The sequence below is a fragment of the Aeromonas cavernicola genome, assembly GCF_002795305.1.
In the GTDB taxonomy this organism is placed as follows: Bacteria; Pseudomonadota; Gammaproteobacteria; order Enterobacterales; family Aeromonadaceae; genus Aeromonas; species Aeromonas cavernicola.
In genome coordinates this window covers 18,954-30,543 of the sequence record NZ_PGGC01000059.1, presented here as the reverse complement: position 1 = coordinate 30,543, position 11,590 = coordinate 18,954, and the positions used below count along the sequence as shown (strand labels likewise).

Here is an 11,590-nt window from a genome sequence, read left to right as displayed (position 1 = left end):
GGCTGCGGCGGACACCCCACTCTGCTCAGGATGAGCTGATCGTAAGCGGCGTGGGGAGAATCCAGATCTGCACTTAGCGAGTCAGCCAGATGAGGGAGGCCATCCGGCCGGTTTGACCATCACGGCGATAAGAGTAGAACTGCTCACGGTCACTAAAGGTGCAGTATTCACCGCCGTAGACGGCGTTCACCCCCGCGCGGGCCAGCCGCAACCGCGCCAGCTGGTAGATATCCGCCAGCCATTTGCCTTCATTGAGCGAAGGGACGAACGCAGCCGCCGCTTCTGCCTGCTCCACCATAAAGGCCTCGCGCACCTCGCCACCCACTTCAAACGCAGTGGGGCCGATGGCTGGGCCAAGCCAGGCCAGGATCTCGCTAGGCTCGCAGCCCATGGCCGCGATGCTTGCCTCCAACACACCCTCTTTTAGCCCACGCCAGCCAGCATGGGCGGCAGCTACCACCGAGCCTGCGCGATCACAAAAGAGTACCGGCAGGCAGTCGGCAGTCATCACGATGCAGGCTTGTCGCGCTTGATGAGCACATGCCGCATCGGCATCTGGCGCCTGCTCATCATGGTTGCTGAGTGGATGAACGACGGTGCCATGCACCTGATTGAGCCAGTGGAGGGGGCTAGGGATCTGGGCGGCTTGCTGCAAGCGGGTGCGGTTAGTCTCAACCTGACTGAGGGCATCTCCCACGTGGGACCCTAGGTTAAGCCCTGCAAAGGGGCCGATGCTGACGCCGCCGTCTCGAGTCGTTGATAATGCCTTAACGTGGGCAGGGGCTGGCCAATTGGGTTCAATCCATCGCATTACTCACTCCTTCTTTAATCAATCTCTCAAACGTAAACGGGGCTCTTGGCTGTCACCAGTCAAGAGCCCCGTTGTTGCGTGCATACAGTGACGCCCGCGTTGTCGTTATTTCCAGACCAACTCGTCTGGGTTGGCCAAGGTATCAGCCCGCAGCACCTCCATCAGCGCCACCATGTCTGGCGGGGTAGGGGAGTGCCACTGCATCACTTCACCGGTGATGGGGTGAGCCAGTTGCAGCATGGTGGCGTGCAGCGCCTGACGGTTGAAATTGCGCAGCGCCTCAGTCAGCTCCGGCGTTGCATTACGCAGCGGGCGCAGGCGGCCGCCGTAAGCGGGATCGCCTACCAGCGGGTGTTTGATGTGGGCCATGTGGACACGGATCTGGTGGGTTCGGCCGGTTTCAAGACGCAGACGCAGACGGGTGTGGCCACGAAACTTCTCATGCACCCGGTAGTGGGTCACGGAAGGACGACCATTGGGCACCACGGCCATGTGGGTACGCTGGGTCGGGTGCCGGCCGATAGGGGCATCGACAGTGCCACCGGCGGTCATGTGACCGATGGCAATCGCTTCGTACTCACGGGTGATCTGGCGTGCCTGCAACGCTTCCACCAAGTGGGTTTGGGCGGGTACTGTCTTGGCTATCACCATCAGACCGGTGGTGTCTTTATCCAGACGGTGCACGATACCGGCGCGGGGCACCTCGGCAATACCGGGGTAGCGGTGCAGCAGGGCGTTGAGGATGGTGCCATCCGGCGTGCCCGCACCTGGGTGAACCACCAAACCGGCCGGTTTGTCGATCACCAGAATGTGTTCATCTTCATAAACGATGTTGAGCTCGATATCCTGGGCATCCCAGCGAGTATCATCTTCCAGCTCTACATCCACATGCACCTGCTGCCCCGCCAGAATCTTCTCGCGTGGGGTGTTGGCAACCTGACCGTCCAGGGTCACTCTGTCCTGTAAAATCCACTCCTTGATGCGGGTGCGGGAGTAGTCGGGAAACAATTCAGCTAGGGCCTGATCGAGTCGTTGCCCGAATTGGTGATCCTGAAATTCGCCTGTCAGTTCAATATGCTGGCTCATGTATGGTCTCTTGAGCGGGGGGTATCAATTCGAAATAATCCGCGTATTCTAGCTTTTCTTTTAGCTGAGCATAACGGATACTTTGCCAATTTCGTGGAAATGGACTGGATGTTGTTGATGAGAAAGAAGTCTCACCTGCTGATGTCGCTCGCCTTGGTTGCTACCTTGATCACTGGCTGTTCCAGCACCAAACCCAAGGTACCGGACGATCCGCCTGAGGTTCTGTACCAGCAAGCCCGCCTCAAACTTGACGCTGGTAACTATGTTAATGCGATCGAATTACTGGAAGCATTAGACACCCGTTATCCGTTCGGTGCTTACTCTAATCAGGTTCAGCTTGATCTCATTTATGCCTATTACAAGCAAGATGATACGGCGCAGGCAATCGCCAGCATTGATCGTTTTATTCGTCTGAATCCTGCTCATAAGAACATTGACTACGTGTTCTATATCCGTGGCCTGACTAATATGGCGGCCGATTACAATTTCTTCCAAGCTCTGTTTGGCATTGACCGACAAGATAAAGACCCAGGTTATGCGCGTCAGGCTTTCCAAGACTTTAAAACCCTGTTGCAGAATTATCCGAACAGCATGTATGCGGCGGATGCCCGTGCTCGCATGATTGGTCTGAAAAATCGACTGGCTCAATACGACCTGAATGTTGTGCAATATTACGTGAAGCGTGATGCGCTCGTGGCGGCGGCGAATCGTGCCGCAGCAATCGTGGAAACCTATCCCGATACACCACAGGTTGAAACTGCACTGGAGATCATGGTCTCGTCTTACGAGACGCTTAAGATGCCGCTGTTAGCTGAGCATGCGCGTGAGGTGTTAGCTAAAAACTACCCTGACAACCGCCTCAATCGTAGTTAATACATTTACAGTGAAATAGATTAAAAAATGCCAGTCAGCGCAATCTGACTGGCATTTTTGTTTTCACTGACTTGAACGCTAGGTGATGGTGAATGGGTCATCAGGTCAGGCGGAGGCAGTGTGGTGTGTTGTTACCCGGCTTTCTTATCGACTTTATCGACGCTCAGGCCCAGTTTGATTGAGAGTGCTGCGAGCAGTAATAGCGTCATGATCAGGGCAAAGAAATTACTGCCCAGCTCTGGATACTGCACCTTGAGTAAGGACGAGTGACCAAAAATGCCGATCAAAAAGCCGAGCAAGGTGCAGATCGGTGTGTTGCCTAACATCGGATGAACTCGGTAATACTGGAGTAGCTGATAGGCGGCTAAGCCAAATGCAATAATCGGAAAAAAAGAAAAGGGCACTACCGAGTGGCTGAGCAGTGCCACTGATGCATCGGCACAAATGCCAGTGAGCAGTGCCAAGATCAAAGGCTTTTTGGGGATGTGATGTGATTGGCTCATGTCGCAGTTCATCCTATCAGGTCAAGGGTGAGGTTCACGGCGCCTCTGGTTTTGTACCTCGGCACCCATGGCTATCATCCGCAATTGGCGAATGACGCGATGAGACAGCGCGCGCCGCTCTTCATGGGACATATCGAGTGCATCGGCGCCAGCGTGAAAGACGATAGTGACCACGGCTTCCGCCTGAATGTAAGCCTCTTCACGAGGCGCACCGGTGGTCGTTTCAAGGTAATCGGTTAATTCGGCAATAAAGTGTTGGATCTCTCTGGCCACCGCTTGGCGGAAAGCGGCAGAGGTGCCAGATCGTTCTCGTAGTAGCAGTCGGAACACATTGGGATTGTTTTCAACAAACTCCATAAAGGTTTGGACCGAGGTACTGATCACACTGCCGCCTCCTGCAATACGCTGGCGCGCTTGGCGCATCAGCTGGCGCAAGGTGAGGCCCCCTTCATCCACCAAAGTGAGACCGAGTTCTTCCATATCACGAAAGTGACGATAAAACGAAGTCGGAGCGATGCCCGCCTCCCGCGCCACTTCCCGTAAACTCAGATTAGAAAAACTCCGGTTGGCACACAATTGGCTGAATGCAGCATCGATCAATGTACGCCGGGTTTTTTCTTTTTGTTGCGCGCGAATACCCACGAAATCAGTCACCTTCAGCTTATTGAAGCCAAATGATAACCCGAAGGGGCCTCAGGATCAGGTTTGTATCCTACTTTTTTATCATTGACCCTGATGAGATCGCCATGGAAAATGGCTAACAGTTGTTCGCTGAAAGGATGCAAGTCATGATGACTCCCCCCCCCATCATTGTTACCAATGCCTTGTTATTTGCGCTATCAGGGCTGGTCGCATTAGTTGTCGTGCCCTGGTATGGCCTAACCCATGGTTATGATCTGTGGCAGTGGCTCAGTTTTTTGGTGTTGTTCTGTTTTAGCGGTATTTCAATCACCGCAGGTTATCACCGCCTTTGGTCGCATAAAGCGTACAAAGCCCACCCTGCTCTGCAGTGGCTATTTGCGGCTGGTGGAGCACTGGCGCTGCAAAATTCAGCGTTGCATTGGTCATCAGATCACCGCCGTCACCATCGTCATGTCGATGATAATGAACAAGATCCTTATAGTGCGGGGCGAGGATTCTGGTATTCCCATATCGGTTGGATGCTGCGGGAGTATCAAGGGGAGCGCTATCGGGATTACAGCAATGTACGCGATTTGCAAAACAACCCCGTTGTCGCCTTTCAGCATCGCCATTATCTCGTGCTGACACTCGCTGCCAATCTTGGTTTGCCGCTGCTACTGGGAGTTCTGCATGGTGATCTGCTCGGCATGTTACTGCTAGCGGGCGTACTACGGATGGTGATGACCCATCACACCACCTTCTTTATCAACTCACTGGCCCATATCTGGGGTAGCCAGCCGTTTACCGACCGCAACAGTGCCCGAGATAACGGCATTTTAGCGTTCTTTACCTTTGGTGAGGGATACCACAACTTCCATCATCTGTTTGAAAATGACTACCGCAATGGCATCCGCTGGTGGCAGTTTGATCCGACTAAATGGCTGATTAAAGCCGCGGCTTGGTGTGGGCTCGCGCGGGATTTACGGGCCTGCCCTGATGAACGAATCGAGCTCGCGCGCTTGGAAATGCAGTTAAAGCGAGCGCAAGCGCGTCTGCGCAAGCAAGATGATCGCGAGTTGTGGCAAGCGTTGCTCCAGGAAGAGTTCGACAAACTCAGTCAGCAGTTGCAGCACTATTACGCCAGCCGCAAGCGATTGCTGGAACAGCGTAAGCGCACGGCGCTGGCTCACTACGACCGACTCAGATTACAGCTGGAGTACCGTGCGCTGCAGGATGCGTTTATTGCCAGTAAACGCAGTTGGAGCCGCTTACTAGCGGGGATTGCCTGATTCTTTTCTCGTGTTGTTGTTCCGTTGCAGGGCGGTATAGGCGGTTTGGTCCCCGCCATATTGCCCAACACCGCCGCTACTCATCCATAAAAAGCCCAAGAAGTACGTTTAGGTAGCGGTGGCCTAGGGAAGTGAGCTGCCAACTCTCCCCTAAATCCTCTATCAGCTCCTTGCTCTGGGCAATCGTCAGCACCGTCTCTACCCGCTCCAGCGGCAGGCCGGTATAGGCCATGAACTCGGCCTTGGGGGTCGGTTCAAACAGCCGGAAGCGATTCATAAAGTACTCGAGCGGCAGATCATCCGCCGTCACCTGCCATTGCTGGTCCAGATAGGGGCGACCCGGGTCCAGATACCCTTGTGGATGTTTCACCTTGGTAGTGCGCAGAATCTGTTGCTGAGCGAGATCGGTCACCTTACCGTGAGCACCACAGCCAATGCCCAGATAATCGCCAAAGCGCCAGTAGTTGAGGTTATGGCGGCACTGATAGCCCGCTTTGGCGTAAGCCGAAATCTCGTACTGGCGATAACCGCTGGTGGTCAGCATGGCGTGGCCCTGCTCGTAGATATCCCACAAGGTGTCATCTTCCGGCAGTTTGGGTGGCTTGGAGGCAAACGCCGTGTTCGGCTCGATGGTGAGCTGATACCAAGAGAGGTGCGGTGGCGCGCAGTCGATGGCCTGCTGTAGGTCATAAAGCGCATCATCCAGACTCTGATCCGGCAGACCGTGCATCAGATCCAAATTGAAGGTCGGCAGCGCAATGGCGTGGGCCAATGCGGCAGCCTTGCGCGCCTCTTGCGGGCCGTGGATGCGGCCGAGGCGGGTCAGTTTTTCTTGCTGGAAACTCTGTACCCCGATGGAGATACGGTTGATGCCAGCGCGTTGGAAGCCAGCGAACTTGTCGGCCTCGACTGTGCCTGGGTTAGCCTCCATGGTGATCTCGCAATCCGCCGTGAGTGTAATACGGGCTCGTACCCCATCCAGCAAGGCTTGCATCGCTTCGACCGTCAACAGACTGGGAGTGCCACCGCCGATAAAAATCGAGGAGATCGGCCGCCCCTGTACCCACTTCAGGTCTTGTTCCAGATCCTCGAGCAAGGCCGCCACATAGGCAAGGTGGGGCAACTCCCCCTTCTGGGCATGGGAGTTAAAGTCACAGTAAGGGCACTTTTGCACACACCAAGGCACATGAATATAGAGGGAGAGGGGGGGCAATTGCAGCATGGTTATTCCAGTAAGATGGCGGCACGCAGGCCCCATGAACGATGACGATATGGGCTCGGTGCTCAGTGAGCTGCCAGCGCCGCTTTCAGTTTAGCCAGCGCTTGGGCGCGGTGGCTCAGCTGGTTTTTCAGGTCGCTCGGCATCTGGGCTGCGGTGCAGTCGTGATCCGGCACGAAGAACACGGGGTCATAGCCAAAGCCATGCTGGCCACGGGGCTCATCAATGATCATCCCCTCCCAGCTCGCCTGACAAATGATCGGGGTCGGATCGTCGGCGTGACGCATATACACCAACACACACCAGAAGCGGGCCCGCTTGAGCTCTGAAGGTGCCCCTTTCAACTCGCTGAGCAGCTTAGCAATGTTGCTCTGATCGGTGGCGCCTTGGCTCGCAAAACGAGCGGAGTAGACGCCGGGGCGGCCTTGCAGCAGATCGACTTCGAGGCCAGAGTCATCGGCGACGGCGGGCAGGCCGGTGATACGGGCTGCATGGCGGGCCTTAATGATGGCATTTTCGACAAAGGTAGTGCCGGTTTCGTCGGCATCACTGACCGCGAATTCACTTTGCGGGATCACCTCAATCTTCATGTCGGCCAGCATGGTGGCCAACTCCTTCACCTTTTTCGCATTCCCTGTTGCCAGTACCAACCTGTTCATCGTGCACCTCCAGTAAGCATTATTGGCGCATTCTATGCGGGGCAACCTGGGAGTCAAAGCGCCAATTGTCCTAGCGTGGACCAGCCTCTGTGGTCTAGGTGGACCCTGATGGTCACCATCTTTCTTATTAGGAATAACCTAAGTGATTAAATACCATTTCAATTCATTACTATGAGCCAGTAGACTCGCGTCCCTCCTAATTTGTGTTATGCCATGAGGTGACTGATGCCCTTGATTCTACTGTTGGTGCTACTGGTGTTATTCAGTCCACTGGCTATCGATATTTATTTACCGGCTATTCCGCAGATGGCCGAGCTGCTGAGGGCCGATGTGACCCAGATGCAGGGCACCATCACTTGGTTTTTGTTCAGCATGGGGCTGGGCCAATTATTAGTCGGGCCGCTGGCCGATCGCTATGGCCGCAAACCTATCGCGCTAGGCGGCGTGCTGCTTTATGGCCTGAGCGCACTGGGGGCGGGTTTTGCCGCCAGCCTCGGCGAATTGATGCTGGCGCGAGTGCTGCAGGGCTTCGGCGCCTGCGCTACCTCGGTCGCCGCCTTCTCGGTGGTGCGTGACAGTTACGGCCCGAAAAAGAGCGGTCAGATGATCTCCTACCTCAATGGCGCCATCTGCTTTATTCCGGCGCTGGCGCCTCTGCTCGGAGGCTGGCTCACCGCCAAGGCGGGTTGGTCAGCTAACTTCTGGTTTATGGCGGGTTATGCGCTCATCGTCGGCAGCTGGCTGATCTGGCGGATGCCGGAGACCCGGCCAGAGGAGACCCGTAGCGAAGGCGCGCTCATCAGCTGGTCCCGCTACAGCCCGGTGCTGCGCTCCCCCAGCTTCCTGTTCAATGCGTCCCTGTGCATGTTGGCGATGGCGGTGATCCTCGCTTATGTCACGGCTGCTCCGGTGCAGCTGATGGTCAAGCTGGGACTGGACATGAGCGGTTTTAGCCACTGGTTTACCGCCAATGCGGCGCTTAATATTCTGGCCTGTTTCATGGCGCCGCGCTTTATCGCCAAGGTGGGGCCAAGACGTACCCTGCGCCTAGGATTAGTGGTGTTATTACTGGCGGCCATCGCCCTGACGTTGGCGATCCAGGTTCCTCACCCATTGGCGATGATGGGGCCGGTATTTCTCTCCAGCATTGGCTTTGCCATGATTTTGGGCGCTGCCGCTGGGATGGCGTTAGCGCCTTTTGGCCACTGTGCCGGTACTGCCGCCGCCCTGCTTGGCCTGTTTCAGATGAGCGGCGCAGGCGCCTTGGTTGGCCTGACCGGTGCCCTGATGCACGACCCGCTCAGCCAGCTGGCGTTGCATATGTGGCTGCTGCTGCCACCGCTGGTGATGCTGATGACCCGCCGCGGACGCCGCTTGTGTTGGCAATAAATCCTATGCTCTGATGGGCCACACTCAGGGGGCCATCGGCCCCTTTCTCGTTTATATCGTCTTCACAGCGTATGGCCTTGGGCAGATCGCCTGCGATGGCAACCTCATTCACTTGATGTCAGCGGAGAACTCCCGATGCGCCACACTCTCAATGCAGCCCTGGTGGGCTATGGCTTTGCAGGCAAGACCTTCCATGCCCCCTTCCTCTCCACCACGCCGGGCTTGTCCCTCAGTTGGGTGGTGAGCCGCGATGCCGCCAAGGTGCAGGCCGATCTGCCCGGCTGCCGAGTTGGCTCGCTGGAACAGGTGCTGAGCGATGACAGCGTCGATCTGCTGGTGATTGCCACCCCCAACGATACCCATGCCCCCCTCGCTCGCCAAGCGCTGTTGGCCGGCAAACATGTGGTGATCGACAAGCCGTTTGCGCTGGATCTGGCCGAGGCGCAAGCACTGGTCGAGCTGGCCGAAAAACAGCAGCGATTGCTCAGCATCTTCCACAACCGCCGCTGGGATGGGGATTTTCTCACCGTACGCCGCCTGTTGGCAGCAGGAGCGATGGGGCAGATCGCCCAGTTCGAGTCGCATTTCGATCGCTATCGCCCCGAGGTGCGCCAGCGTTGGCGCGAAGCCGGTGGCCCAGGTTCCGGCCTCTGGTTCGATCTCGGCCCTCACCTGCTGGATCAAGCGTTGCAGCTGTTCGGCCAGCCGGATTGGCTGCAAGCCGATCTGGCCGAGCAGCGCCCCGGCGCACTGGCGGACGACTACTTCCACGTGGTGCTGGGTTACGGTGCTCTGCGGGTTATTCTGCATGGCAGCTGTCTGGTCTCGGTCACCATGCCGCGTTTCATCGTCCACGGCAGCCAAGGCTCGTTCGTGAAATTCGGTATGGATGGGCAGGAAGATCAGCTCAAACTGGGCAAGCGGCCACCGGCAGCGGATTGGGGCGTGGATGGCGAGCCCGGTCAGCTCAGCCGCATGGTCGATGGTCAGTTGCAGCAGCAGAGCGTAGTGGGTGAGGCGGGGGATTATGGCGCCTACTATCGCGGTGTCTGCGCCGCCATCAAGGGGGAAGGGAGTAACCCTGTGCCAGCGAGTGAAGCGTTGGCGGTCATGGCGCTACTGGATCTGGCCCGTGAGAGTCATCAGCAAGGGGCACGGCTGGCTTGTCAAAAGCTGTCTTAGTGATCGCCGCGAAGTACGGGATAAATGGCCTAGCGCAATAACGGTGAATGAGCTGTCGATGGGATTTTTTTAGCGTTTTATATTTAAATAAAACGTTATTTTTGTTTTTTAACCCGTAAATCGGCTTTCTGGTAGATATTGCGTCCGATGCACACTGGCATCGTCACTAAGATAATTATTTTCATCGGTCACCTCATCAGGCTATATTGCGCACGCGCTTGAGCTCCTAGTGGCTATTTTACTGGCTAGCAGCAGACGCATCAGGGTGGTTACTTCAACCATCTCTCTATTTTTATGTGAGGGCATGTTCATGAACAAGTTACTGGTTGCCGGCATCCTAGGCTTGATGTTGACCGCATGTGGTCAAAAAGAAGAGCAAGTCGCTGAGCCAGCAGCACCGGCTGCAGAAGCGGCGGCCGCGGTTGAGAAAGCCGCAACTGACGTGTCTGCGACTGTTGAAAAAGCGGCGACTGACACCGCTGAGAAAGTTGAAGCTGCCGTGAAAGACACCACCGCTAAATAAGCAAATGGGTTGGTAAACACGGGCCTGAGGATAACGTCAGGCCCGTTTTTTTATCTGTCGATCAGGGGGCCGGATTGATCAGCGAGGTGAGGATGTGATCCTCCCAGCGACCATTGATCAGCAGGTACTCCCGTGCATATCCCTCCCGCTCGAAACCAAGCCGTGCCAGAAGAACGCCGCTGCGTCGGTTAGTTGGCATGTAGCAGGCCATGATGCGATGCAGGCCCCGTTCGTGAAATAGATAGTTGATGACAGCAGTGAGAATCTCCTGCATCAGCCCTTGTCCTTGATAGTGCTGATCAACGGCATAACCTAGATGGCACGCTTTGAAGATCCCCATCATGATATTGCTGGCGTTGCAGATGGCGATCACCTGCTCGCCAGCGGGATCAAGTGCTACCAGATTGATTCCGGTGCCATTGAAACATTGGCTGTAACTATCCTGCAGCCGACCATGCCAGTACGGGAGCGTGTAAAAATACGCGTCCCGCAGTGGCTCCCAAGGGGTGAGATGAGCACGGTTGCGCTGATAAAAATCGAGTATCAACCCTGCTTTGTCGGGGGTCAGTAACGTAAGGTGGGCTCTGGGAGTCTTAATATAGGGAAGTGTCATCAGGGGTCCCTCTGTCTTAGCCACTCATCGCGCAGTAGGCTGTAGTGGGCATGGTCCACAATCCGCGCACCCAGCCGCCCCGCCCGTCGAGTTACCCCCTCCTGCTGCATCCCGAGCCGTTCGCACACTGCTCTGCTGGGCTCATTATCGATGGCGACGCTGATCTCCACCTTTTCCATGCCCATCTCCTCAAAAGCGTGATGGATCAGGGCTTGGCAGGCGCGGGTAATGATGCCATGGCCCTGCCAGCGCTCGGCTAACCAGTATCCCATCGTCACTTTACTAAGGGCCTGATCGATCTGGTTATAGCTAATCATGCCAACCAACTCCCCTTGATATTCGATGGCGGTGGTGAGCCCTTCACCACGAGCAAACTGTTCAATGGCGTGGCGAATAAACGCAACATAATCTGCTGGTTGTTGGATCATCGTTGGCCAAGCTAGCCATTGGCAGAGGTATTCACGATTGTTTTGGCAAAGCGCAAATAACTCGCTAGCCATATCCGGTTGCAAGAAAAGCAGTGCCAACTCATCATTCAGTTGCCATGAAAACATAAAAATTCCTTTTAAATCATCAGTTAAATAATAAAAAAGCGAAACCAGAGTGGTGGCTAGCCTACTCTGTATTGCGTCCTACGCCAGCCGGTAATCGCATCTTATCCCCCCCGATTTATCGCTCTCTCTGAAGAGATAGCGACCGTCGTTTAACCCGATAATCTGCCAAAAATAAACAGCGTATGGCTCTTTTTTTGGCTGCTCAGCATAAACGGCTACCGATTTATGCTGCCCTGTTAAATATGACAGGCTGAGTTTTTTATGAGTC

General features: G+C 55.6%; 13 protein-coding genes. 5 read left to right on the top strand and 8 right to left on the bottom strand.

Translation table 11 applies throughout. The annotated features are described in order from the left end of the window. Window positions 1–73 precede the first annotated feature (73 nt). Both pgeF and rluD read right to left on the bottom strand, forming a co-directional pair. Window positions 74–811, bottom strand: a complete 738-nt coding sequence (gene pgeF, locus CUC53_RS06520; protein ID WP_100293403.1) for a peptidoglycan editing factor PgeF — start codon at window positions 809–811, stop codon at window positions 74–76. A 105-nt stretch (window positions 812–916) separates the two neighbouring features. Next, the gene (gene rluD, locus CUC53_RS06515; RefSeq protein WP_100293402.1) at window positions 917–1,897 is read right to left on the bottom strand and encodes a 23S rRNA pseudouridine(1911/1915/1917) synthase RluD; all 981 of its coding nucleotides are present in this window, start codon (window positions 1,895–1,897) and stop codon (window positions 917–919) included. A gap of 117 nt (window positions 1,898–2,014) precedes the next feature. On the opposite strand from rluD, the gene CUC53_RS06510 reads away from it, so the two are divergent. Beyond that, on the top strand, window positions 2,015–2,770 hold the full coding sequence (locus CUC53_RS06510) for an outer membrane protein assembly factor BamD (protein ID WP_100293430.1): 756 nt from the start codon (window positions 2,015–2,017) through the stop codon (window positions 2,768–2,770). Window positions 2,771–2,901: 131 nt separating this feature from the next. On the opposite strand, the gene CUC53_RS06505 is transcribed toward CUC53_RS06510, so the two are convergent. Next, window positions 2,902–3,273 carry a DUF1422 family protein gene (locus tag CUC53_RS06505; protein WP_100293401.1) on the bottom strand — a complete coding sequence of 124 codons (372 nt, stop codon included), beginning with the start codon at window positions 3,271–3,273 and terminating at the stop codon, window positions 2,902–2,904. A 21-nt stretch (window positions 3,274–3,294) separates the two neighbouring features. Then, window positions 3,295–3,915 (bottom strand): HTH-type transcriptional repressor FabR, encoded by a 621-nt coding sequence (gene fabR, locus CUC53_RS06500; RefSeq protein ID WP_100293400.1) that lies wholly within the window; start codon window positions 3,913–3,915, stop codon window positions 3,295–3,297. Window positions 3,916–4,064: 149 nt separating this feature from the next. Here fabR and CUC53_RS06495 point away from each other — a divergent pair, with 149 nt between their 5' ends. Continuing rightward, window positions 4,065–5,183 (top strand): fatty acid desaturase, encoded by a 1,119-nt coding sequence (locus tag CUC53_RS06495; protein ID WP_100293429.1) that lies wholly within the window; start codon window positions 4,065–4,067, stop codon window positions 5,181–5,183. A gap of 76 nt (window positions 5,184–5,259) precedes the next feature. Here CUC53_RS06495 and hemW read toward each other — a convergent pair whose 3' ends face one another. Continuing rightward, window positions 5,260–6,405, bottom strand: coding sequence for a radical SAM family heme chaperone HemW (gene hemW, locus CUC53_RS06490; RefSeq protein ID WP_100293399.1), 1,146 nt, complete (start codon window positions 6,403–6,405; stop codon window positions 5,260–5,262). Between the two features lie 62 nt (window positions 6,406–6,467). Beyond that, window positions 6,468–7,061 carry an RdgB/HAM1 family non-canonical purine NTP pyrophosphatase gene (rdgB, locus tag CUC53_RS06485; RefSeq protein ID WP_100293398.1) on the bottom strand — a complete coding sequence of 198 codons (594 nt, stop codon included), beginning with the start codon at window positions 7,059–7,061 and terminating at the stop codon, window positions 6,468–6,470. A gap of 225 nt (window positions 7,062–7,286) precedes the next feature. Between rdgB and CUC53_RS06480 the strand changes: the two genes are divergently transcribed. The 3 genes from CUC53_RS06480 to CUC53_RS06470 all read left to right on the top strand — a co-directional run bounded on the left by CUC53_RS06480 (window position 7,287) and on the right by CUC53_RS06470 (window position 10,155). Continuing rightward, entirely contained in the window at window positions 7,287–8,450 is a 1,164-nt protein-coding gene (locus tag CUC53_RS06480; RefSeq protein WP_167386706.1) for a multidrug effflux MFS transporter, read from the top strand. Between the two features lie 135 nt (window positions 8,451–8,585). Continuing rightward, window positions 8,586–9,632 (top strand): oxidoreductase, encoded by a 1,047-nt coding sequence (locus CUC53_RS06475; RefSeq protein ID WP_100293397.1) that lies wholly within the window; start codon window positions 8,586–8,588, stop codon window positions 9,630–9,632. Window positions 9,633–9,942: 310 nt separating this feature from the next. Further along, a complete protein-coding gene (locus CUC53_RS06470) occupies window positions 9,943–10,155 on the top strand; it encodes a hypothetical protein (RefSeq protein ID WP_100293427.1) in 213 nt (70 codons plus the stop codon). A gap of 61 nt (window positions 10,156–10,216) precedes the next feature. Here the strand turns inward: CUC53_RS06470 and CUC53_RS06465 are convergent, their stop codons facing one another. Together CUC53_RS06465 and CUC53_RS06460 are read right to left on the bottom strand one after the other, a co-directional pair. Further along, the gene (locus CUC53_RS06465; RefSeq protein ID WP_100293396.1) at window positions 10,217–10,768 is read right to left on the bottom strand and encodes a GNAT family N-acetyltransferase; all 552 of its coding nucleotides are present in this window, start codon (window positions 10,766–10,768) and stop codon (window positions 10,217–10,219) included. Beyond that, window positions 10,768–11,322, bottom strand: coding sequence for a GNAT family N-acetyltransferase (locus CUC53_RS06460; RefSeq protein ID WP_100293395.1), 555 nt, complete (start codon window positions 11,320–11,322; stop codon window positions 10,768–10,770). Before CUC53_RS06460 ends, CUC53_RS06465 begins: the two co-directional genes overlap by 1 nt. Window positions 11,323–11,590: the final 268 nt, after the last annotated feature.